Below are 23,116 nucleotides of genomic sequence, written 5' to 3' on the forward strand. Positions count from 1 at the left end.
GCGCCTTTCTCCGCGGCCAGCTGCTTCAGGCGGATCGCGGCGGACAGCCCGGCGGGGCCACCACCCACGATCACCACGTCGTATTCCATCGACTCGCGTGGACCGTATTGCTCTAAAAGACTTGCGGGGGTCATCAATGCTCCTCTTGCCATTAGAATGCTTTTTTCGGGTTCGTATTGTCGGGTAACGTTCCCCGTGCCGCAACCCAACAGGCTAACATTAGCACGACCGTTCTATTATATGGCGTCGGATTTGGCGTGGCGGTCACGCCGCGCTCTGGCGCTTATTTACCTCTGAACAGGAACCGGAAATGGGCCGTTCGATCAATCTGGAAGGCAAGGTCGCGATGATCACGGGGGCCTCCAGCGGGCTCGGCAAGCGCTTCGCCCAGGTCCTCTCGCAGGCGGGCGCAAAAGTCGTGCTGGCAAGCCGCCGCGTGGAGCGGCTCAAGGAATTGCGCGCCGAAATCGAGGCGAGCGGGGGCGCGGCTCACGTCGTTTCGCTTGACGTGACCGACTACCAGAGCATTCGCTCGGCGGTGGCGCACGCGGAAACCGAGGCGGGGACCATCGACATCCTCGTCAACAACTCGGGCGTCTCCACGACGCAAAAGCTCGCGGACGTCACGCCCGCCGACTTCGAATACGTGTTCGACACCAACACGCGCGGCGCCTTTTTCGTGGCCCAGGAGGTCGCCAAGCGCATGATCATGCGCGGCAATGGGGGCGGCCCGAAGCCGGCGTACCGCATCATCAATATTGCTTCGGTAGCGGGTCTGCGCGTGCTGCCGCAAATCGGCCTGTACGCGATCAGCAAGGCCGCGGTCGTCCATATGACGAAGGCGATGGCGCTCGAATGGGGGCGTCACGGCATCAACGTGAACGCGATCTGTCCAGGCTACATCGACACGGAGATCAACCATCACCACTGGTCGACGGAGCAGGGGCAAAAGCTCGTCTCGATGCTGCCGCGCCACCGCGTTGGCAAGCCCGAAGACCTGGATGGCCTGCTGCTGCTGCTCGCCGCCGACGAGTCGTCGTTCATCAACGGTTCGATCATCACCGCCGACGACGGCTTCGGGCTCACCTGAGTGCAGGCGAGTCCGGCCGCCGACCGGCATTCCGTTTTTCGCAACAGCAAGAAGTTGAAGTGCAATGAGTGACTACCACCCCGTATTTGAAATGACCATGCCGATCCGTTGGGGCGACATGGACGCGTTCGGCCATGTGAACAACACGGTCTATTTCCGCTACATGGAGCAGGTGCGGATTTCCTGGTTCGAGCATTTGGGCGTGGCCGCAGAGAGCGGCGACGGTCAGGGGCCCGTGATCGTCAATGCTTCCATGGAATTCCTCAAGCAGTTGCATTACCCGGGCGACATCATCTGCACGATGACGGTTGGCCAGCCAGGCCGCAGCAGCTTCGACACCGGTTTCGAGCTGCGCCGCGCCGACGAGCCGGACACGCTCTACGCACGCGGAAACGCTCGCTGCGTGTGGATCGACTACGCGGCGGGCAAATCGGTGCCGATTCCCGACATGTTGCGCGCGACCATCGAGCATGCGGGATTGGTCAAGTCCGACCGGGTAGGCTGAGCTTCGCGTGGCATGCGTGCGCCGGCGGCGCGCGCCTTTACTGACCGAGCAGCCGCTGCAGCAGCTCGGTGGCGTTGCCGGTGTCGTACTTGCGCATGAGGCGCGCGCGATAAACATCCACAGTGCGCGGGCTGATATCGAGAATTCGCCCGATCTGCTTGCTGGTCTTGCCGGTGACGAGCTGCGCGGCAATTTCGCGTTCGCGCGGCGTGAGTTCGACAGCCACGCGGCGCGTCGCGCTAAGGTCTTCAAACGTCCAGACGCCTGCCGCGTGCGGCTCGGTGCGGTCGAGCGAGCGCCCCGTGACGTGACACCAGAAAAGTTCACCGTTGGCGCGCTTCATGATGCGGTCGTCGGCGTAGCTGCCTTGCGCCGTCATGATCGGCGGGATGCGTGCGCCAATGCGCTCGAACTCGTCCGCAGAAGGGTAGAGCACCTGGAACGACTGGCCGATCAGCGCCGCGCGTGCGCAGCCGAAGATGGCGGCGACCTGGTCGTTGCAATCGACGATGGTGCGCTCGCGCGCAAGCACGAGGCCGATGGGCGCAAGATGGAACGCAGTCTGGTAGTCGAGAGCGGAGCGTTCGACGGGTTGGGTTGGAGCGGCCATGGCGGACGGTGCGGGTATTGCTTTATGTAGTTTTGCGTATTGTGCCGCAACAGGGGGGCAGCGTACGCTTTGCACCCATCGGAGGGGCAGATTTCAAAGCTCGCTGGACTCTTTTGAGCCCGTGCGCGCAGCCCGGCCGGGCTACCGGCTTCACGGCAACGCCACCGGGGCATGACTAGAATTGAGCATCCGGACGCGCTCGACGTCCGCGCGAAAAACCGGATTGGCGGATTTCCATTCGAGGAAGGGACACACTGATGAACAAGGTCTACAAAAGCGCGGCTGCCGCGCTCGAGGGCATCGTCAAGGACGGGCAGACATTCGCGGTTGGCGGCTTTGGCCTCTGCGGCATTCCCGAAGCGCTGATCGGCGCACTGCGCGATACGGGCGTGAAGGGCATCACCTGCATCAGCAACAACGCGGGTGTGGACGGCTTCGGCCTCGGCTTGCTGCTGGAGACGCGCCAGATCAAAAAAATGATCTCGTCCTACGTGGGCGAGAACAAGGAATTCGAGCGCCAGTATCTGTCGGGCGAACTCGAACTCGAATTCACGCCGCAAGGCACGCTGGCCGAAAAGCTGCGCGCGGGCGGCGCCGGCATTCCGGCGTTCTTCACGAATACCGGCTTCGGCACGCTGATCGCCGAAGGCAAGGAAACGCGCCAGTTCGGCGACAAGCACTACGTGCTCGAGCATTCGCTCACGGCCGATGTCGCGCTCGTGAAGGCGTGGAAGGCCGACAAGTCCGGCAATCTGGTCTTCCGCCGCACGGCGCGCAACTTCAACCCGATGTGCGCGATGGCCGGCAAGATCACCGTGGTGGAAGTGGAGGAGATCGTCGAGAACGGCGCACTCGATCCGGACGCCATCCATACGCCGGGCATCTTCGTGCAGCGCATCGTGCTCAACGCGCACCCGGAAAAACGCATCGAACAACGCACCGTGCGCGCCGCGTCGGGCAACCCCGCGGGCAACTGAGGAAGGAGACCGACCATGGCATGGAATCGTGACGAAATGGCCGCGCGCGCGGCGAAGGAACTGCAGGACGGCTTCTACGTGAACCTCGGCATTGGGCTGCCTACGCTCGTGGCCAACCACGTGCCCGCCGGCGTGGAAGTGTGGCTTCAGTCGGAAAATGGCCTGCTCGGCATCGGCCCGTTCCCGACCGAGGACGAAGTGGACGCCGACATGATCAACGCCGGCAAGCAGACCGTGACGACGCTGGCGGGTTCGTCGATCTTTTCGTCGGCGGACTCGTTCGCGATGATTCGCGGCGGCCACATCAACCTGGCGATCCTCGGCGCCATGCAGGTGAGCGAGAAGGGTGACCTGGCCAACTGGATGATCCCCGGCAAGATGATCAAGGGCATGGGCGGCGCGATGGACCTCGTGGCGGGCGTTGGCCGCGTGGTCGTACTGATGGAGCACGTGGCGAAGGGTGACCAGCACAAGATTCTCGAAGCCTGCACGCTGCCGCTGACGGGCGTGGGCGTGGTCGACCTCATCATCACCGACCTCGGTGTGATGGAAGTGAGCGAAGCGGGCCTGAAGGTGACCGAGCTTGCGCCGGGCGTGACGGTGGACGAGATCAAGGCCAAGACTGGCGCGCCGCTCGATGTGAGCGCTGTGGGCTGAACGTCGTAGCGTAAGCATGATTTGCGGCGGGCGAGACTTCGGTCTCGCCCGTTTTGTTTTTGCGGTGCCTGCATTGTTGCGCGTTGGCGTCGCGTTGAAACGTCGACCGAACGGCATAGGCAGGATGGAGAGGGGCGCAACGCTCGGGAGCGCCGTCCACCATGGCGGGAAGCCCGCCTGGAGCCGCTTTTGGGTAGGATTCGCGTGCGGCTTTGCTGCCGATGCCGTGCGCCAAAGCCGTCTACAATCGGCCGAAAGCCTTGATGCGCCTTCGAGTGAGGATCCCGCGATGACCGAATCGACCGTCGTGCCGCGCCAGCAATACGTCCAGTGTCTCAGTCCCGCGGGCCTGCACCGCATCGCGTACACCGAGTGGGGCGACCCCGTCAATCCGCGCGTGCTTGTGTGCGTGCACGGACTCACGCGCTCGGGGCGCGACTTCGACCGCTTCGCCGCTGCAATGGCCGACAAATACCGTGTCGTGTGCCCGGACGTGGCCGGGCGCGGTCTCTCATCGTGGCTGCTCGATCCGCGCAGCTACGGCGTCGCGCAGTACGTTGCGGACATGGTCACGTTGATCGCGCGCACCGGAGTGGAGAAAGTCGACTGGTTCGGCACCTCGATGGGCGGCCTGATCGGCATGGCGCTCGCGGGGCTGCCAGGCACGCCCATTGGTCGCATGCTGCTCAACGATATCGGGCCGCATATCGAGCCTGCGTCGCTCGCGCGCATCGGCGAGTACGTGGGGCGCGCCGAGCCTTTCGCCACGCTCCAGGAGGGCATCGACAACGCGGCGCTTCTCGCGGCCTCGTTCGGTCCGCTGAGCGTCGAGGAATGGCGCGAGATCAATACGCCGTTGCTGCATGAAGCGGACGGTCAGTGGCGCTACCGGTACGACCCGCGCATTGCGGAACCCTTCAAGTCGACCACGCCGGAGCAGAACGAAGAGGGCGAGAAGTTCTTGTGGCGCTCGCTCGCTGCGTTCGAAGGGCCCATGCTTGTCGTGCGCGGAGCGCTTTCGGACCTGCTTTCGCGCGAAACGGCCGCGAAGATGGTCGAGACCGGGCGCAACGTATCGAGCGTCGAAATCGAGGGCGTAGGGCATGCGCCCGCGTTCCTGGCGCTCGATCAGATCGCGATCGCGCGCCGTTTCTTCGACGGCGAAGCCCTTCGCGCGTCATAATGTGCGATTCGCCGGCATATTGCGGCGCGCACGCATGTGCGCTGGATCGCGCCGGCCCGGAAGTCGACCGTTTTTCACTTCTCAACAGGAATTTTCATGGCAGTCATTCGTCACCACGTTGGCCCGCGTCTCTCGGAAACTGCAATCTACAATGGCACCGTCTACCTGGCTGGCCAGATCGCCGAGGACACGAAGCAGGATATCGCTGGCCAGATGCGCGAAGTGCTCGGCCACATCGACCGCCTGCTGGGCGAGGCGAACAGCGACAAGTCGCTGCTTCTCTCGGTGCAGATCTATATCGCCGACATGAAGGACTTCCCCGGCATGAACGCCGAGTGGGACAAGTGGGTCGCGCAAGGCGCGACGCCGCCGCGCGCGACGGTCGAAGCGAAGCTCGCGAATCCGGAATGCCTCGTCGAGATCGTCGTCGTGGCTGCACAGCGCGATTGAGCGCGAGTCGCTCAGTTGGCATCTCAGTCGGCGTAGTTTCCTCGAGTGTGTTTGATCCTTTTCGTTGTCGCCCGTCCGGCGTGCCGGCGGGCATCGTCTCATGAGTAGCGACACCGTTCCTCCCGCCCCCGCGGTCTCCGCCGATACCGGCGCGCTGCCGTCGCTCGACGACGCGCTTGCGTTCGTGCGCGAGCACGCTGGTGACGCACGTCTTTCCACCGGCGAGCCGCTCATCGAGCATGCGCAGGGCACGGCGTCCATCATGAGCCGGCTCAACGTCGATCCGCCTGCGGTGCTCGCCGCAGCGCTCTTCAATCTCGCGCCGCATCTCGACGATCCGGAAGCCACGCTCGAAGCGCGCTTCGGCGCGGAAGTCGTGAAGCTCGTGTTCGACGTGCGCAAGCTATTGCGGCTTGGCACTGTGAGCCTGCGCGCGGCGCAGCAGGCCGTGCCCGAAGCGGGCCGCGAAGGGCGCGACGCCCAGGCGGCGCGGCGCGCGCAAGTCGAGTCGCTGCGCAAGATGCTGCTCGCGTTTGCGCAGGACATCCGCGTCGTGCTGATCCGGCTCGCGTCGCGCCTGCAGTCGCTGCGCTTTTATGCTGCGGCGAAGATCACGCCGGCACCCGAGATCGCGCGCGAGACGCTCGAGATCTACGCGCCGCTCGCCAACCGGCTGGGCATCTGGCAGCTGAAGTGGGAACTCGAAGATCTCGCGTTCCGCTTCCAGGAGCCCGATACCTACAAGCGCATCGCGAAGCTGCTCGACGAAAAACGCGTGGAACGCGAGAGCTACGTGGCCGAGGCAATTTCGCGGCTGCAGAGCGAGCTTGCCGCGGCGCATATCCCGGCCGAGGTGAGCGGGCGGCCCAAGCACATCTACAGCATCTGGAAGAAGATGCGCGGCAAGGAGATCGACTTCTCCGAGCTTTACGACGTGCGCGCGTTCCGCGTGATCGTGCCCGACATCAAGGATTGCTACACGGTGCTCGGCATCGTGCACAACCTCTGGCAGCCGGTCCCGAAGGAGTTCGACGACTACATCTCGCGGCCCAAGCCAAACGGTTACCGCTCGCTGCACACGGTTGTGATCGGCGACGACGGCCGTGCGTTCGAGGTGCAGATCCGCACGCAGGAGATGCATCAGTTCGCCGAATACGGCGTGGCCGCGCACTGGCGCTACAAGGAAGCCGGTGCGAAGGGCTACGGCGGCCAGTTCAGCGCGAGCAGCAGCTACGACGAGAAGATCGCGTGGCTGCGCCAGTTGCTTGCCTGGAAGGACGATGTTTCGGACGGGCGCCAGCCGTGGGAGCAGTTGCGCCAGGCCACGCTCGACGACGACCACATCTACGTCCTCACGCCCCAGGCCCGCGTGATCGCGCTGCCGCAAGGCGCAACGCCGCTCGACTTCGCGTATCACCTGCACAGCGAACTGGGCCATCGCTGCCGTGGCGCGCGCGTGGACGGCGCGATGGTGCCGCTCAACACCCAGCTTCGTAACGGCCAGACGGTCGAAATCGTCTCGGTGAAGGAGGGCGGGCCGTCTCGCGACTGGCTCAATCCGCAGCTTGGCTATCTGCATAGCCCGCGTGCGCGCCAGAAGGTGCGTGCGTGGTTCAACGCGATCGAGGCGCAGGAAAACATTGCCAACGGCCGCGCGATGGTGGAAAAGACGCTGCAGCGCGAGGGCCGCACGTCGGTCAGTCTCGATCAGCTCGCGGCCAAGCTCGGCTTCAAGTCGCCCGACGACCTTTTCAGTGTGGTCGGCAAGGAAGAGTTCAGCCTGCGCAACGTCGAGCACGCATTGCACGATGCGCCCGCGGCCGAGCCCGAAGAGGAGACGCCCGAGCAGCTCACCAAGCGCGCGAGCGGCTCGAACGTCACGCATGGCGGGTCGTCGGGCGTGCTGGTGGTCGGCGTGGATGCCCTTCTTACCCAGCTCGCGCGCTGTTGCCGGCCCGCGCCGCCCGACGCGATCAGCGGTTTCGTTACGCGCGGCAAGGGCATGTCGATCCATCGCAGCGATTGCCCGACGTTCCGGCGCATGGCCAACCGTGCGCCTGAGCGCGTGCTGCACACCACCTGGTCCGCCGACGTGATGGGCGGGCGCGGTCAGTCGGTCTACCCGGTCGATATTTCGATCGAGGCCACCGACCGGCAGGGTTTGCTCCGTGACATCTCCGAAGTGTTCGCGCGCGAAAAGATGAACGTGATCGGCGTGAAGACGCAGTCGCGGCGCAATGCGGCGTATATGCAGTTCACGGTGGAAGTGTCGAATTCCGCGCAGATCCAGCGCGCCTGCGTGCTGCTGGGTGAGGTGGGCGGAGTCCAAAGGGCGTCGCGCAAGGGCTGAGGCGGCCGCAGGATTGCCGCGCTGCAAAAAATGCTTGCCAAGTCTGCGGGTACTTCATATAATCTTTCTTCTTCAGGCTCGTAGCTCAGCTGGTTAGAGCACCACCTTGACATGGTGGGGGTCGTTGGTTCGAGTCCAATCGAGCCTACCAACGAAATCGAGGTCGCGGCGGTTGTTTTGCCGAGGCTTCAAGTGCAGTAAAAGGCGCTCCGCGCTCAAGGCGAATACGGTTATGACACCGCGAACGTTTACCGAAACTACTTCGGAGCGACGCTAGTCGAGGACCTCTTTCGCCTCTGCAGTCTGGTTTGAAAAGTGAATGCGGCCCCTCGAAAGCGGGGCCGCATTTTTTTTCGCTGCGAAGTTTTCCGCGGTCTGTTCCCACGAACAATACGATGTGCCTTCGCGGCACTTCTGGAGAAAAACATGGTTGCGATACGTCTGCCCGACGGTTCGGTTCGACAGTACGATCATCCCGTCACGGTCGCCGAAGTGGCGGCTTCGATTGGCCCCGGCCTCGCCAAGGCGGCGCTCGGCGGCAAGCTCGACGGCGAACTGGTCGATACGTCGACGCTGATCGATCGCGACGCATCGCTCGCCATCGTCACGGACAAGGATGCCGACGGCCTCGACATCATCCGTCACTCTGCGGCGCACTTGCTGGCCTACGCGGTGAAGGAGCTGTATCCGGACGCCCAGGTCACGATCGGGCCGGTCATCGACAACGGTTTCTACTACGACTTCGCCTACAACCGTCCCTTCACGCCCGAAGATCTCGAAAAGATCGAAAAGCGCATGCAGGAACTCTCGAAGAAGGACGAGCCGGTGTCGCGCCGCGTCGTCTCGCGCGGCGAAGCGGTGGACTACTTCAAGAGCATTGGCGAAAAGTACAAGGCCGAGATCATCGAGTCGATTCCGGGTGCGGAAGAGATCAAGCTGTACTCGCATGGCGGCTTCACGGACCTGTGCCGCGGCCCGCACGTGCCGTCCACGGGCAAGCTCAAGGTCTTCAAGCTCATGAAGGTCGCGGGCGCCTACTGGCGCGGCGACTCGAAGAACGAGCAGCTGCAGCGCATTTATGGCACGGCCTGGACGAAGAAGGAAGACCAGGACCAGTACCTCCACATGCTCGAAGAGGCCGAAAAGCGCGATCACCGCAAGCTCGGCAAGCAGCTCGACCTGTTCCACATGCAGGACGAGTCGCCGGGCATGGTGTTCTGGCACCCGAAGGGCTGGACGCTCTGGCAGCAGGTCGAGCAGTACATGCGCGGCCGGTTGCGCGTGGCCGGCTACGACGAAATCAAGACGCCGATGATCATGGACCGCTCGCTGTGGGAAGCGTCGGGTCACTGGCAGAACTATCGTGAAAACATGTTCACGACGGAGTCGGAAAAGCGCGACTACGCGATCAAGCCGATGAACTGCCCGGGCCACGTCCAGGTGTTCAACCACGGCCTGCGTTCGTATCGCGATCTGCCCCTGCGTTACGCGGAGTTCGGCTCGTGCCACCGCAACGAGGCGTCGGGCGCGCTGCACGGGCTCATGCGCGTGCGCGGCTTCGTCCAGGACGATGCGCACATCTTCTGTACGGAAGACCAGATCATCAGCGAGTCGATCGCCTTCAACACGCTGGCGATGAGCATCTACAAGGATTTCGGGTTCGATCACATCGACATCAAGCTCTCGCTGCGCCCGGATTCGCGCGCGGGGACGGATGAGACGTGGGATCGCGCCGAGCAGGGTCTGCGCGAGGCGCTCACGGCTTGCGGCCTGCAGTGGGAAGAACTGCAGGGCGAGGGCGCGTTCTACGGTCCGAAGGTCGAGTACCACATCAAGGACGCGCTTGGCCGCTCGTGGCAGTGCGGCACGCTGCAGCTCGACATGGTCCTGCCGGAGCGCCTTGGTGCGGAGTACGTGGCCGAAGACAACAGCCGTCGTCGCCCGATTATGTTGCACCGCGCCATTCTCGGTTCGATGGAGCGTTTCCTCGGGATTCTGATCGAGCACCATGCCGGCGCGATGCCGCCGTGGCTCGCTCCGGTGCAGGCCGTTGTGATGAATATCGCGCAAAGTCAGGCCGAATATGCCGCGAACCTGGTTCAATCGTTGCAAAAACAAGGGCTTAGAGTGGTTGCCGATTTGCGCAACGAGAAAATTAGCTATAAAATACGCGAGCACACGCTTGAGAAGGTCCCGTACCTGCTTGTCGTCGGCGATAAGGAGCGTGAAGCACAAACGGTAGCCGTGCGTGCCCGTGGCGGTGTCGATCTGGGTGTCATGCCCGTCGAGGCCTTTACTGCGCGTCTTGCGGAAGACGTCAAGACGTTCAAGTAAGCCACTGCGGCAGCGCGGCTCGTTTTTTTAATTTTTAGAGGAAACGTAACATCGCTACGGATAAGTCGCATCGCATCAACGGTGAAATCACTGCACCCGAGGTGCGTCTCGTCGGAATCGAGAACGAGCCGCTCGGCATCGTAAAGCTGGCCGATGCGTTCCGCCTGTCGGAACAGCAGGACGTCGATCTGGTTGAAATTGCCCCTCAGGCGGTGCCTCCCGTGTGCCGCTTGATGGATTACGGCAAGTTCAAGTACCAGGAATCGAAGAAGCAGCACGAGGCCAAGCTCAAGCAGAAGGTCATCCAGGTCAAGGAAGTCAAGTTCCGCCCGGGTACCGACGACGGCGATTACAACGTCAAGCTGCGCAATCTCATCCGCTTCCTCGATGAAGGCGACAAGACGAAGATCACGTTGCGTTTCCGCGGCCGTGAAATGGCTCACCAGGAAATCGGTATGCGCATGCTCGAGCGCCTGCGTACCGACCTCGAAGAAGTCGGTCAGGTCGAGCAAATGCCGAAGATGGAAGGGCGCCAGATGATCATGGTGCTCTCGCCGAAGAAGAAGAAGTAATTGGCGTGCCGCGCGGCGCAGTCTGCGCGACGGTCAAAAGCAGTTTTCAATGACGTCTTCTGCGCCCTCGCGCGCAGAAGGCGGGAAGCAGGTTCCGGAACGGCGCCCGCGCGCTGCACATAAAGTGCGGCAACCGGGCGTTTTTCCTGAAAGCGGCGGCAAGCTTGTTTTTTAGAAGCCAGCCAGTCGCCAAAACAAGTGGAGTGGGTTTCGAAGGGCGGAGTCCCGGCAAGGTGTGTGAACACCGCGCCAGCCGCACACCCATGTCCATCAAATAATGGAGTTGTCTGTCATGCCGAAGATGAAGACCAAGAAGAGCGCTGCAAAGCGCTTCGTGGTTCGTCCGGGCGGTACCGTCAAGCGCGGTCAAGCCTTCAAGCGTCACATCCTGACCAAGAAGACCACCAAGAACAAGCGTCATCTGCGTGGTGCAACGGCCGTTCATGATTCCGATCTGAACTCCGTGCGCGCAATGCTGCCGTTCGCGTAATCCTCAACCGATAACTCATAGGAGCGAAACATGCCTCGAGTCAAACGTGGGGTTACCGCACGGGCCCGCCACAAGAAGATCATCAACCTGGCCAAGGGTTACCGCGGCCGTCGCAATAACGTCTATCGCATCGCCAAGCAGGCGGTCATGCGCGCAGGCCAGTACGCCTACCGCGATCGCCGCAACAAGAAGCGTGTTTTCCGCGCACTGTGGATCACGCGTATCAACGCGGCGGTGCGTCAGCACGACATGACCTACAGCGTGTTCATCAACGGCCTGAAGAAGGCTTCGATCGAACTCGACCGTAAGGTTCTGGCTGACATGGCTGTGTTCGACAAGGCTGCATTTGCTGCGATCGTCAAGCAGGTGAAGGCCGCCGTCGCTGCCTAAGCGCTGGTATCAAGCATAGGTATTGCGCAGGTTCGTTGCAGCAGACATTCCGGTCGTCTCGGTGATGCTGCAACAAAAACGGGGCTCCTCACCGAGCCCCGTTTTTGTTGGTAATTACGCTTCTTGCGCCGCTTCATGCAGTGTCTTCGCGCCGTCATCGCCTGGCTTGTGTCTGGCGTGCCGTGAGCGCGGAAATACTCCAAGTCTCAAACTCTGACGCTGAAAAGATGGGATCAATGGATCTGGACCAGATTGTCGCCGACGCGCAAAGCGCGTTCGCTTGCGCCCCCGACGTCAACACGCTTGAAAACGAAAAGGCCCGCTTTCTCGGCAAGTCCGGCGCGCTGACCGAACTGCTCAAGGGCCTCGGCAAGCTCGACGCGGAAACGCGCAAGACCGAGGGCGCACGCATCAACGCCGTCAAGCAGCAGGTCGAGGCTGCGCTCAACGCCCGCCGTCAGGCGCTCGCTGACGCGCTCCTGAACCAGCGTCTCGCCGCCGAGGCGATCGACGTCACGCTGCCGGGCCGCGGCACGGGTACGGGCAGCCTGCATCCCGTGATGCAGACGTGGGAACGTGTCGAGCGCATCTTCGGCTCGATCGGCTTCGACGTGGCCGACGGTCCCGAGATCGAAACCGACTGGTACAACTTCACCTCGCTCAACAGCCCGGAAAACCATCCGGCGCGCTCCATGCAGGACACGTTCTACGTGGACGGCAAGGACGCCGATGGCCGTCAGCTCTTGTTGCGCACGCACACGAGTCCGATGCAGGTGCGCTACGCGCGCACGCACACGCCGCCCATCAAGGTGATCGTGCCGGGCCGCACGTATCGCGTGGACAGCGACGCCACGCACTCGCCGATGTTCAACCAGGTCGAAGGTCTGTGGATCGAAGAGAACATCAGCTTCGCAGACCTGAAGGGTGTCTACACCGACTTCCTCAAGAAGTTCTTCGAACGTGACGACATTCAGGTGCGCTTCCGTCCGTCGTACTTCCCGTTCACGGAGCCTTCGGCTGAAATCGACATGATGTTCGAGCACGGCAAGAACGCCGGCAAGTGGCTCGAGATCTCGGGCTCGGGCCAGGTGCATCCGACCGTGATCCGCAACATGGGCCTCGACCCGGAGCGCTACATCGGCTTTGCGTTCGGCAGCGGCCTCGAACGCCTGACGATGCTGCGCTATGGCGTGCAGGATCTGCGTTTGTTCTTCGAAGGCGATCTGCGCTTTTTGCGTCAGTTCGCCTGAAGCGACGACGCACTCGTTAGCAGCGCGCGAGGCGGACGCAGCACTTGAAGAAGGTGCGCGAGAACCCGCTTCGCCGTGGTCACAATCTGTCTGGAACGTAAAACCAAATGCTATTCCCCGAATCCTGGCTGAGAAGCTTTGTCGATCCGAAGCTCACGACCGATGAGCTGGCCCACGCGCTCACCATGGCCGGCCTCGAAGTCGAAGGCCTGAGCCCGGCGGCTCCCCCCACCACGAAGATCGTCGTGGGCCGCGTGCTCGAAGTCGTGAAGCACCCGGACGCGGACAAGCTCAACGTTACGCAGGTCGATGCCGGCACCGGCGCGACGCTGCAGATCGTGTGCGGCGCGCCCAATGTCGCGCCCGGCATCAAGGTGCCGGTGGCGCTCGTGGGCGCCGAACTGCCGCCCGCGGAAGAGGGCGGCAAGCCGTTCGCGATCAAGCTCTCGAAGCTTCGCGGCGTGGAAAGCCAGGGCATGCTGTGCTCGGCGCGCGAACTGAAGCTCTCGGAAGACCACAGCGGCCTGATGATCCTGCCGGAAGATACGCCGATCGGCCAGGACATCCGCGAAGCGCTGAACCTCGACGACACCATCTTCGAAATCAAACTCACGCCGAACAAGGCCGATTGCCTTTCGGTGTACGGCATCGCGCGCGAAACGGCTGCGATCACCGGTGCGCCGTTGCAGGCGCCCGTGTACCCGAAGGTCGAAGTGAAGCTCGATGAAAAGCTGCCCGTGAAGATCTCGGCGCCGGACCTGTGCGGCCGCTTCTCGGGCCGCGTGATCCGCGGCGTAAACGCGCACGCGAAGACGCCGATGTGGATGGTCGAGCGCCTCGAACGTTCGGGCCAGCGCAGCATCTCGGCGCTCGTCGACATCTCGAACTACGTGATGCTCGAACTCGGCCGCCCGTCGCACGTGTTCGATCTCGACAAGATCCACGGTTCGATGGACGTGCGCTGGGGCAAGAAGGGCGAAACGCTCAAGCTGCTCAACGGCAACACGGTGGAAGTCGATGAAACCGTGGGCGTGATCGCCGACAACCGCGAGATCGAAAGCCTCGCGGGCATCATGGGCGGCGACAGCACGGCCGTCACGCTCGACACCACGAACATCTATCTCGAAGCCGCATTCTGGTGGCCGGACAGCATTCGTGGCCGCTCGCGCCGCTACAACTTCTCGACCGATGCAGGCCATCGCTTCGAGCGCGGCGTGGACTGGTCGACGACCGTCGAGCACATCGAGCGCATCACGCAACTGATCCTCGACATCTGCGGCGGCGCAGCCGGCCCGATCGACGATCAAACCGTGAACGTTCCCAAGCGCGAGCCGGTGACGATGCGTGTGGCGCGCGCGAACCGCATCATCGGCGTGAAGATCAGTGCCGATGAGATCGCGGAAATCTTCACGCGCCTCGGCCTCACGTTCACGCGTAGCGTTGACAATGCGGGCGACGAGAGCTTTAGCGTGACGCCGCCGCCGTATCGTTTCGACATCGAGATCGAAGAAGATTTGATCGAAGAAGTCGCGCGTATCTACGGCGTCGAAAAGATTCCGGCATTGCCGCCGGTTGCGCGCAGCGAAATGCGTGCGACCAACGAAACGCGCCGCTCGATCCACGCCATTCGTCACGCGCTCGCCGCGCGCGATTACGCCGAGACGATCAACTTCAGCTTCGTCGACGCCGAGTGGGAGCAGGACTTCGCGGGCAACGCGAATCCCGTGAAGTTGCTGAACCCGATCGCGAGCCAGCTCTCGGTCATGCGCACGACGCTGTTCGGCAGCCTCATCAACGTGCTGCGCCACAACCTCAACCGCCGTGCCGACCGCGTGCGCGTGTTCGAAGCGGGCCGCGTGTTCCTGAACGATCCGTCGATCAAGGCCGGCGAGATGGCGGTGGAAGGTTTCGCACAACCGCAGATGATCGGTGCGCTCGCCTACGGTTCCGCGCTCGAAGAGCAGTGGGGCGCGCAGACACGCGGCGTCGACTTCTTCGACGTGAAGGGCGATCTCGAAGCGCTGTTCGCATCGCTTGGCGCGGCTAAGGCGCCGCGTTTCGTGAAGGCCGAGCACCCCGCGCTGCACCCGGGACGTAGCGCGCGCATCGAAGTCGATGGCAAGTCCGTGGGCTGGATTGGCGAGCTGCATCCGCGCTGGATGCAGAAGTATGACCTGCCGCACGCACCGATCCTCTTCGAGGTCGAGGCCGACGCATTGATGGCGCGCGAGCTGCCCACACCCACCGAAGTCTCGAAATTCCCGCCGGTCCGTCGCGACATCGCTCTTGTTGTCGATCAAAAGATCGAGGTGCAAGCGCTGCTCGACGAGCTCCAGAAGGGCATGCAAGACGAGGCTTGCCGGATTGTGCAGAGGGTTGCGCTTTTCGATGAATTTCGTGCAAAATCAAATACTTCCGGACTTGGCGCGGACGAGAAAAGCCTTGCCTTCCGGGTGACCCTGCAAGATACTGGCGGAACCCTTCAGGACGAAACGGTCGATGCGGCCATCAAGTCCCTGGTGGATCGCCTGGCTCGAGTGTATGGCGCCCGGTTGCGCGGATAAGCTCCTCGGCTCATCACGTACCGACATCGGCTTCTGGTTTGCGAGTTTGCAAGTCAACCCCGCAACCGGAAGCGCGCCATTTCATAGATAGATGAACGAAATGAACTCGAGTGATTTCGAAGCCCTTCTTGCGGCACAGCGTAGCGCCATGATTCGCGACATTCCTGCCTCGTCGGCAAGCGCCACGAACGACACGCCCACGCTGACCAAAGCCGAACTCGCTGAGCTGCTGTTCGACAACGTTGGTCTCAACAAGCGCGAAGCGAAAGACATGGTCGAAGCCTTCTTCGAAGTGATTCGCGACGCGCTGGAAAGCGGCGACAGCGTGAAGCTGTCCGGCTTCGGCAATTTCCAGTTGCGCGACAAGCCGCAACGCCCCGGCCGTAATCCGAAGACGGGTGAGGCGATACCCATTGCGGCGCGTCGCGTGGTGACGTTCCATGCGAGCCAGAAGCTTAAGGCGCTCGTGGAGAGCGGCGCCGAGGCGAGCTTCCCGCGTTGATAGCGGAGAGCTTGTCTGCCCGCGGCGGTGGCAATATGGCGGGCGTGAACGAATAAGTAGAAATAGCGGACTCCAAGGACCCAGGCGGCGACGCCTCATTGCGCAACCACCACGACGGCAACCCGGCGATGACATCGACAAGCGAAAAGGTCGTCTTGCCTCCCATACCCGCCAAGCGCTACTTCACCATTGGCGAGGTGAGCGAGCTGTGCGGCGTCAAGCCTCACGTACTGCGGTATTGGGAGCAGGAGTTCACGCAGTTGAAGCCGGTGAAGCGGCGCGGCAATCGTCGCTACTACCAGCATCACGAGGTATTGCTGATCCGTCGCATTCGCGAGCTGCTTTACGAGCAGGGCTTCACGATCAACGGCGCGCGCAATCGGCTCGATTCGCATGGGGCGGCGGCCGACGAAGCCGCGCAGTCGGAAGCCGTGGGCGCGCCGGTTTCTGAAGGCACGACGGCGCTCGTGGACGTCGATCAGTTGCGCAAGGAATTGCTGCATGTGCTCGATGCGCTCGGGCGCTGAAGCAGCTCTCTCAACGCGTGCAACCGGGTCGTTCACGAATTACGTGCGAAGCGGTTCTAATTAGAGAAACTCTCTGTTATACTTTCTAGCTCTCGGGGCGTAGCGCAGCCTGGTAGCGTACCTGCATGGGGTGCAGGTGGTCGGAGGTTCAAATCCTCTCGCCCCGACCAAGAATAGAGCCCGCGTAATCGAAAGATTACGCGGGCTTTGTCATTTTTCGCGCTGCAAAACGCGTGACCCGATACGTGACCCAACGCGTGAAGCAATGACACCGCAAGATCCGGCTGTCAATTTTTCTCACATATCGGTGAGAATCCTTCGTTATACGGCGCGTGCCGCTCGCCTTACGATACGCGTACACCGCGCCCGTGATCCGTATAACCACGCGCCCGCGCGCAACTCCGTGCTCTGACAGCGTCACCTCATATGAACCCGATCGATCTCGCACAACTGGTCTTCCTTGCCGCCCTATGGGGCGGGTCGTTTCTGTTCATCCGTGTCGGCGTGACCGATTTCGGCGTCGCGCCGCTGATGGCGCTGCGTGTTGGCATCGGCGCGTTGTTCCTTCTGCTCGTGCTGTTCTCGCGGCGCCCCGCACGCGAAGCGCTCGGCACGTTGCGCGAACGCGCGTGGCCGCTCTTCGTCGTCGGCATCCTCAATTCGGCCGCGCCGTTCTGTCTCTTCGCGTGGGCCGAGCTCACGCTCTCCGCGGGCGTCACTTCCGTCATCAACGCGACCACGCCGCTGTGGGGTGCGGTCGTCGCGTATGTCTGGCTTAAGGACCGTCTGAGCCGGTTGCGTGTGGTCGGGCTGGCAATCGGCTTCGCGGGCGTGCTCGCGCTTGTCTGGGATCAGGTCGTGACGCACGCCGGCGACGGCGCTTCTTCCACGAGCGCTGCACTCGCCGCCCTTGCGGCGCTGGTCGCAGCGGCGCTGTACGGCGTCGCCGCGAGCTACACGAAGCGCCATCTCACGGGCGTCGATCCACTCACGGTCGCTGCCGGGACGATGACGGGCGCGACGCTCGTGCTCGCGCCGATCGCCTTGGTCACGTGGCCTGCCGCGCCCATCTCGATGCATGCGTGGGGCGCGGTGCTGTGCCTGGGCGTAGCGTGCACGGGTGTCGCTTATCTGTTGTTCTTCCGGCTGATCGCAGCGGTGGGGCCGGCGCGCGCGATCACGGTGACGTTCGTGATCCCTATCTTTGGCATTCTGTGGGGCGCGCTCTTTCTCGGCGAGCGCGTTTCGACGGGCATGGTCGAGGCGTGCGCGGCGATTCTCGTGGGCACGGCGCTCGCGACCGGCTTCGTGAAGCGCTTGCCGGGATTCCCCGCGCGCCACAGCGGAGCAGGCGCGGACCGCTAGCAGCACAGCGCCCGTAAACGCAGTGCCTTGCCAGGATCAACGAAATCGCGCGGCAATTGACGCCGCGCGTTTCGCATTCAAGCTCGCTCAAGCCGCCGCGCGCGGCACCGCTTTGACTTCCTTCTCACGACCGCTGCGACCGATCGGCAACGTCGCGACGATCATTGCCCCCAGCACGAGCAGCACCGCGGAATAGATGAGCCCCGCCGCATAGCTGTGCGTCGCATCTTTAAGCCAGCCCACCACGAGCGGATTTGCCGCCGAGCTGATATTGCCGATCGCATTGATCACGGCGATGCCTACCGCCCGCGCTTGCGGCGTGAACGCTTGGTCGGGCGTGGTCCAGAAGATCGACATCGCCGTGTACGACCCCGCCGATGCGAGGCACACGCCAAGCAGTTGCACGAGCGGCGCGCCGCCTTGCGCCGTCAACACGCAGCCAATCCCCGAGAGCAGCATCGGCGCGGCGAGGTGCCATTTGCGTTCCTGCCGCCGGTCCGAGCGGCGACCCCACGCGATCATCGCAACGATGGTGACGAGCTGCGGAATCGTCGCCACGAGGCCCACGGTGACGTTGCTCGCCCCGGCGCTGAAGCCCTTCACGATCAGCGGCGCCCACACTGCGACCATGGCGAGTGTGTTGACGAGGCAGAAGTACGCCGCCGCGAAGCGCAGGACCACCGGCGAGCGCAGTTGCTGCCAGAGGTTGCGCTCGCTCGCTGCGCGCGCCGTGGTCGAAGCGAAGGAATCGGCAGGCTCGGCAAGCGCCGCTTCGAGCGTGCGTTTTTCTTCCGCGCTGAGCCAGCGTGCGGCACGCGGTGTGTCGTCCAGATAGAAGAAGGCGACGCAGCCGAGCAGCGCTGCCGGCATGCCTTCGAGCACGAAGAGCCATTGCCAGCCGGCCAGTCCTGCATGGCCGTCGAGCTTGAGGATAAAACCCGAGACGGCGGAGCCGAGCGCGGCCGTCACGGGCATGGCGATCATGAAGAGGGCATTCGCCCGTGCGCGCCACGCGCTTGGGAACCAGCAGGTGAGATAGAGCAGCATGCCGGGCAGGAAGCCTGCCTCGGTCACGCCAACCAGCATGCGCAGCCAGTACAGCGTGGTGGCGTTGGTGGCGAACATCGTCGCGGTGGAGGCGAGGCCCCACGCAATCATGATGAAGCTGATCCATCGGCGTGCGCCGACGCGCGCGAGCATGAGATTGCCCGGAATGCCGCACGCGATATAGGCGACGTAGAAGAGGGTGGTGGCGAAGCCGAACTGCGTGCTCGACAGGCCGAGGTCCTTCATCATCGTCAGGCCCGCGAAGCCGATGTTGATGCGGTCGAGGAACGAGACGACAAACAGCAGGAACAGGAAGCCGAGCAAATGGCGCGAGACCTTGCGCGTAACTTGTTCGGTGGCGGCTGCGCAGTTTGACTGCGCTTGCGCGGACGTTTGCGGCACGCGTGAAGCATGCCCTTGCGGGATTGGGCTCATGTGTCTCCTCCTGGGCACCGGGGCGTGAGCGTGGCAAGGGTTATAGCGTTGTTGTTTGCCGCGAATCACAATTCATGCGGATTATGCGAGGGGCTCGCGCGCCGTCTGTCCTCAATTTGGGTACAGCTACGCAGTGCATTCGGCGGTGTTCGGGCATACCCCAGCCCGGGCGCCGCATGGGTTTTACTCAGCGGAATATCCAGACACCACGCGAATTGGAGAATCGCTATTCACGAATATGAACGCCCGTAAATCGAAAGACAGTAATCGAGGCGGATTCATTAGCAGGGTGAGCACGTATTTCGTAAATTTTTCCGTAAATACGCGGCCCACATCATTTACCGGCTTCAATAATCGAAAACTGAAAGGCGTCAGTCAGTGTTTATCAAGACGGAGAACCCTACGGGGCGCGGCCTGTTAGCGTGCGAGCGAGCGCGTTCGGTTCTTCGACGCTAAACTGCGCTCTCATATACCCGTGGGTCATTGGTGAACATTGAAGTGCGATGGCATTTGTTCTGTCTAAATGACAAGTGCGCAGTGCATTTTGTATGGCATTTGCACGTACCCCGAGCCCGCGCAAATTGTGGTTGTGCCCGATGCATGGCGTCATGCTGAGTCGATCAAGTCGGGGAAATATATGAAAGTAAGAAGATTCGTCTGGTCGGCTCGTGCGGTGCGTGGGTCGCTCACCGCGCTTTGCGCGTTCGGCGCGGCCAGCGCGCAAGCGGACAACACGTTCGGCGTTCAGCTCGGAGCGGGTGTCGCGGACCACGACGTGAAAAAGCTCGACCTCGGTTTCGTGTGGGATCCGGGCCTGCAGTGGTGGCACATCGGCGGATATCACTTCACGTTGGTTGGGGAGGCGCACGTCGCATACTGGAAGCTGAACGCACCGGACGCTGTCTACTCCCATATCTGGGAATATGGCGTGACGCCCGTTTTTCGCTTCATCAAGGATACCGGCTGGTTCAAGCCCTTCATCGAGGCGGGCGTGGGTTTTCACTTCCTCTCGCATGTGCGGCAAACGCCCGACCGCGCGACGTCGACGTCATTCCAGTTCGCGGATATGGTCGGCGTTGGCGCGCAGTTCGGCGAGCACGGGAATTACCAGGCGGGGTTCCGCTTCCAGCACTTGTCGAACGCGGATATCAAGGAACCGAATCCGGGTACGAACTTCAGTCAGATCTATTTCCAGTTCAACTTCTAGGGCGGCAGCGGGCGTGCCGGTGTACGGGCACGTGAAAAGACGCGTGCTAGAATTTTTTGCATGCCGTCCGTCCCGCGACGCTTGTTCGACGTACTTCCGAGTGCATGGAGGTTCCCATGCCCGCAGGCAGTCAACTCACGCTTTACACGAGCCGCAAGCACAAGAAGGGCCACAAGTCGGCGGTCTCGTGGATCATCGACGCCGCGCGTGCGCAGGGTGTCTTCGGCGTCACCGTGCTGGAAGGTTACGAGGGCCTCGATGCCCACGGAAAGATGCACGCCGCCCACTTCTTCGATCTGGCCGACGAGCCCACTGTGGTGCTGATCGTCGCCGACGAGCCCTCCATCGACGCACTCCTCGTCACGCTGGAAGCGGGAGGCGTCGAACTCTTCTATACGCGCTCGGCAATTGACTACGGCCGGCTCGGCGGCGTCTGAACGGCAGCGTCTTCAAGGCACGCTGCTGCAGGCCACCCCGTCACGCGAGTTCCGGTGGATTTGCGCAACCCGTTACACTGTGGGTATTGGTGCGGTGCACCACGCGTTGCGCCGCATGACCGGCATTTTCCATAGCGACACGCCGGCGTCGCAGACAAGGAGTGAGGACGAGGCATGGCAATCGAATCGGTAGGGATCGTGGGCGCAGGCACGATGGGCAACGGCATCGCCCAGGCGGTGGCGGTGGCGGGGCTCAAGGCGGTGATGATCGACGTCACCGATGCGGCGCTCGCCAAGGGCGTCGCCACGCTCACACACAGCCTCGATCGGCTCGTCTCGAAGGGCAAGCTCGAAGCCGGCGCGCGCGACGCCGCGCTCGCCCGCATCGAAACGGCCACCGACTACCAGCGTCTCGCGAGCGTCGATCTCGTGATCGAGGCGGCGACCGAGAACGCCGAGCTCAAGACGCGCATTCTCAAGCAGATCGAGGCCGCGGCCCGCCCCGACGCGATCATCGCGTCGAACACTTCGTCGATCTCGATCACGGCGCTCGCGACCACGCTCGCCGACCCGTCGCGCTTTATCGGCATGCACTTCTTCAACCCGGTGCCGATGATGCCGCTCGTCGAGGTCATTCGCGGTCTGCAGACGCGCGCGGATGTGGCCGAGTCGGTGCGCGAAATGGCGCTGCGCCTCGAGAAGACGCCGATCGCCGTGAAGAACGCGCCGGGTTTCGTGGTGAACCGCATTCTGGTGCCGATGATCAACGAAGCGTTCTTCGTGCTCGCGGAAGGCATTGCGAGCGCCGAGGAAATCGACGCGGGCATGAAGCTCGGCGCCAATCATCCGATCGGCCCGCTCGCGCTGGCGGACCTGATCGGGCTCGACGTCTGTCTTTCGGTGATGGACGTGTTCCTGAAGGACTTCGGCGACTCGAAGTATCGTGCGTGCCCGCTGCTGCGCGAGATGGTCGCGGCGGGCCAGCTCGGCCGCAAAACTGGCCGCGGCGTGTATCAGTACGACAAAGTCTCCTGAAGTTTGCGCCCGGCTGCCTTCAGGCGAGCACGCTCACGCGGTATTGCGTGATTTGCTGATACGTCTTGCCGGGCTGCAGCACCACTTCGTCGCGCGCGGGCGCTTCCATGTTGATCTGGTTCGGGAAGCCGCCCGCTTCGAGGCACAGCCCCGCATAGCGCGCGCACGTCGCGCCACGGCGTCCCGGCTGTCCTTCCAGATAATTCCCCGTATAAAGCTGCAGACCGCGCTGGTCGGTCGAGACGGCGAGTTCGCGCCCGCTGCCCGGCTCGTACACGCGTGCGACCGGCCGCACGGGCCAGCGGCCCGGCGCGGCGTGCAGCGTGCCCGCCGTGCTCTCGGGCGCGCGCAGTACGTAGCAGTGGTCGAAACCATGCGCGCGTTCGAGCTGGGTGTGCGGCCAGTCGAGCCGCGCACCGAGCGGCGCGCCGTGACGAAAGTCGAAGGCGCTGCCCGAGACATCGGTAATGCGCACGGGAATCAACTGAGGATCGACTTCGAGGAAGGCATCGGCGTCGATCGTCAGCACGTGGCCGCGAATGTCCGGGCTCGTTTCGCCGGAGAGGTTGAAGTAGCCGTGGCTCGTGAGATTGAGGGGCGTGGGCGCATCGCTCACGCCCTCGTATTCGAGCGTGAGCGTGCCATCGTCGTCGAGCGTATAGCGCACCTGCACGCTCACGTTGCCCGGAAAACCGCCATCGCCTTCGGGCGAATCGAGCCGCAGCACCAGCGAGCCCCGATCCTCTTCCACCTGCCACATCTGCCGGTGAAAGCCGTTCGCGCCGCCATGCAGCAGATTGCCGTTCTCGTTGCGATCGAGCGGATAGTCGATCCCGTCCAGCGTGAAGTGCGCACCCGCGATGCGGTTGGCCCAGCGCCCAACCAGGGCGCCCATGTACGTGGTGGCGGCGAGATACTCCGCGGGCGTGTCGTGGCCGAGCATGATGTCTGCGAGGCGGCCGGCGCGATCGGGGGCGAGCCATGAGACGAGCGTCGCGCCAAGGTCGCTGACCGTCACCTTCATGCCCTGCGCGTTGCGCAACGTGTAGAGCCGCACGGCGTCGCCGCCGGGCAGGGCGCCCCACGGTTCGGAAGTCAGATAGGCAGCAAGAGTGTTCATGGGGTGAAGAGAACGTATG

The 23,116-nt window shown here is 63.0% G+C and carries 23 protein-coding genes and 2 tRNA genes; 21 read left to right on the forward strand and 4 right to left on the reverse strand.

Annotated elements, in window-relative coordinates; translation table 11 throughout:
* Positions 1–134 (reverse strand): FAD-dependent oxidoreductase (locus JMY28_RS34540; protein WP_175197696.1); only part of this gene is annotated, 134 nt, incomplete at its 3' end.
* 176 nt (positions 135–310) lie between these two features.
* Between JMY28_RS34540 and JMY28_RS34545 the strand changes: the two genes are divergently transcribed.
* A complete protein-coding gene (locus tag JMY28_RS34545) occupies positions 311–1,090 on the forward strand; it encodes an SDR family oxidoreductase (protein ID WP_028204260.1) in 780 nt (259 codons plus the stop codon).
* Positions 1,091–1,154: 64 nt separating this feature from the next.
* The gene (locus JMY28_RS34550; RefSeq protein ID WP_201700380.1) at positions 1,155–1,595 is read left to right on the forward strand and encodes an acyl-CoA thioesterase; all 441 of its coding nucleotides are present in this window, start codon (positions 1,155–1,157) and stop codon (positions 1,593–1,595) included.
* Positions 1,596–1,632: 37 nt separating this feature from the next.
* On the opposite strand, the gene JMY28_RS34555 is transcribed toward JMY28_RS34550, so the two are convergent.
* Positions 1,633–2,205 carry a LuxR C-terminal-related transcriptional regulator gene (locus JMY28_RS34555; protein WP_201700381.1) on the reverse strand — a complete coding sequence of 191 codons (573 nt, stop codon included), beginning with the start codon at positions 2,203–2,205 and terminating at the stop codon, positions 1,633–1,635.
* Between the two features lie 257 nt (positions 2,206–2,462).
* On the opposite strand from JMY28_RS34555, the gene JMY28_RS34560 reads away from it, so the two are divergent.
* From JMY28_RS34560 to JMY28_RS34635, 16 genes are all read left to right on the forward strand, one after another.
* Positions 2,463–3,182, forward strand: coding sequence for a CoA transferase subunit A (locus JMY28_RS34560; RefSeq protein ID WP_201700382.1), 720 nt, complete (start codon positions 2,463–2,465; stop codon positions 3,180–3,182).
* A gap of 15 nt (positions 3,183–3,197) precedes the next feature.
* Positions 3,198–3,839, forward strand: coding sequence for a CoA transferase subunit B (locus tag JMY28_RS34565; RefSeq protein WP_201700383.1), 642 nt, complete (start codon positions 3,198–3,200; stop codon positions 3,837–3,839).
* A 289-nt stretch (positions 3,840–4,128) separates the two neighbouring features.
* A complete protein-coding gene (locus JMY28_RS34570) occupies positions 4,129–5,022 on the forward strand; it encodes an alpha/beta fold hydrolase (protein WP_201700384.1) in 894 nt (297 codons plus the stop codon).
* Positions 5,023–5,118: 96 nt separating this feature from the next.
* Positions 5,119–5,472 carry a RidA family protein gene (locus JMY28_RS34575; RefSeq protein WP_201700385.1) on the forward strand — a complete coding sequence of 118 codons (354 nt, stop codon included), beginning with the start codon at positions 5,119–5,121 and terminating at the stop codon, positions 5,470–5,472.
* 100 nt (positions 5,473–5,572) lie between these two features.
* A complete protein-coding gene (locus JMY28_RS34580) occupies positions 5,573–7,822 on the forward strand; it encodes a RelA/SpoT family protein (RefSeq protein ID WP_201700386.1) in 2,250 nt (749 codons plus the stop codon).
* Positions 7,823–7,896: 74 nt separating this feature from the next.
* A tRNA-Val gene (locus tag JMY28_RS34585) sits at positions 7,897–7,973 on the forward strand.
* A 275-nt stretch (positions 7,974–8,248) separates the two neighbouring features.
* Positions 8,249–10,156: a threonine--tRNA ligase gene (gene thrS, locus JMY28_RS34590; RefSeq protein WP_201700387.1), complete on the forward strand. Its 1,908-nt coding sequence runs from the start codon at positions 8,249–8,251 to the stop codon at positions 10,154–10,156.
* Positions 10,157–10,206: 50 nt separating this feature from the next.
* On the forward strand, positions 10,207–10,728 hold the full coding sequence (gene infC, locus JMY28_RS34595) for a translation initiation factor IF-3 (RefSeq protein WP_201700450.1): 522 nt from the start codon (positions 10,207–10,209) through the stop codon (positions 10,726–10,728).
* Positions 10,729–11,020: 292 nt separating this feature from the next.
* Complete coding sequence (rpmI, locus tag JMY28_RS34600) at positions 11,021–11,218, forward strand: 50S ribosomal protein L35 (protein WP_004191477.1); 198 nt, start codon at positions 11,021–11,023, stop codon at positions 11,216–11,218.
* Positions 11,219–11,248: 30 nt separating this feature from the next.
* Positions 11,249–11,608: a 50S ribosomal protein L20 gene (gene rplT, locus JMY28_RS34605; RefSeq protein ID WP_004192938.1), complete on the forward strand. Its 360-nt coding sequence runs from the start codon at positions 11,249–11,251 to the stop codon at positions 11,606–11,608.
* Positions 11,609–11,844: 236 nt separating this feature from the next.
* Positions 11,845–12,858 carry a phenylalanine--tRNA ligase subunit alpha gene (pheS, locus tag JMY28_RS34610; protein ID WP_201700388.1) on the forward strand — a complete coding sequence of 338 codons (1,014 nt, stop codon included), beginning with the start codon at positions 11,845–11,847 and terminating at the stop codon, positions 12,856–12,858.
* Positions 12,859–12,965: 107 nt separating this feature from the next.
* Positions 12,966–15,422: a phenylalanine--tRNA ligase subunit beta gene (pheT, locus tag JMY28_RS34615; RefSeq protein ID WP_201700389.1), complete on the forward strand. Its 2,457-nt coding sequence runs from the start codon at positions 12,966–12,968 to the stop codon at positions 15,420–15,422.
* Between the two features lie 91 nt (positions 15,423–15,513).
* Positions 15,514–15,924: an integration host factor subunit alpha gene (locus tag JMY28_RS34620; RefSeq protein ID WP_028204248.1), complete on the forward strand. Its 411-nt coding sequence runs from the start codon at positions 15,514–15,516 to the stop codon at positions 15,922–15,924.
* 128 nt (positions 15,925–16,052) lie between these two features.
* Positions 16,053–16,451, forward strand: coding sequence for a MerR family transcriptional regulator (locus tag JMY28_RS34625; protein ID WP_201700390.1), 399 nt, complete (start codon positions 16,053–16,055; stop codon positions 16,449–16,451).
* A gap of 93 nt (positions 16,452–16,544) precedes the next feature.
* A tRNA-Pro gene (locus JMY28_RS34630) sits at positions 16,545–16,621 on the forward strand.
* A gap of 256 nt (positions 16,622–16,877) precedes the next feature.
* A complete protein-coding gene (locus JMY28_RS34635; protein WP_201700391.1) occupies positions 16,878–17,816 on the forward strand; it encodes a DMT family transporter in 939 nt (312 codons plus the stop codon).
* 87 nt (positions 17,817–17,903) lie between these two features.
* Here the strand turns inward: JMY28_RS34635 and JMY28_RS34640 are convergent, their stop codons facing one another.
* The gene (locus JMY28_RS34640) at positions 17,904–19,298 is read right to left on the reverse strand and encodes an MFS transporter (RefSeq protein WP_201700392.1); all 1,395 of its coding nucleotides are present in this window, start codon (positions 19,296–19,298) and stop codon (positions 17,904–17,906) included.
* A gap of 637 nt (positions 19,299–19,935) precedes the next feature.
* Here JMY28_RS34640 and JMY28_RS34645 point away from each other — a divergent pair.
* From JMY28_RS34645 to JMY28_RS34655, 3 genes are all read left to right on the forward strand, one after another.
* Positions 19,936–20,505, forward strand: coding sequence for an acyloxyacyl hydrolase (locus JMY28_RS34645; RefSeq protein ID WP_201700393.1), 570 nt, complete (start codon positions 19,936–19,938; stop codon positions 20,503–20,505).
* A 116-nt stretch (positions 20,506–20,621) separates the two neighbouring features.
* A complete protein-coding gene (locus tag JMY28_RS34650; protein ID WP_236597179.1) occupies positions 20,622–20,942 on the forward strand; it encodes a DUF190 domain-containing protein in 321 nt (106 codons plus the stop codon).
* Positions 20,943–21,116: 174 nt separating this feature from the next.
* Entirely contained in the window at positions 21,117–21,977 is an 861-nt protein-coding gene (locus tag JMY28_RS34655) for a 3-hydroxybutyryl-CoA dehydrogenase (protein WP_201700395.1), read from the forward strand.
* Positions 21,978–21,996: 19 nt separating this feature from the next.
* Here the strand turns inward: JMY28_RS34655 and JMY28_RS34660 are convergent, their stop codons facing one another.
* On the reverse strand, positions 21,997–23,097 hold the full coding sequence (locus JMY28_RS34660) for an aldose epimerase family protein (RefSeq protein WP_201700396.1): 1,101 nt from the start codon (positions 23,095–23,097) through the stop codon (positions 21,997–21,999).
* Positions 23,098–23,116: the final 19 nt, after the last annotated feature.

Origin of the sequence: Paraburkholderia hiiakae (assembly GCF_904848665.1) — a bacterium.
In the GTDB taxonomy this organism is placed as follows: Bacteria; Pseudomonadota; Gammaproteobacteria; order Burkholderiales; family Burkholderiaceae; genus Paraburkholderia; species Paraburkholderia hiiakae.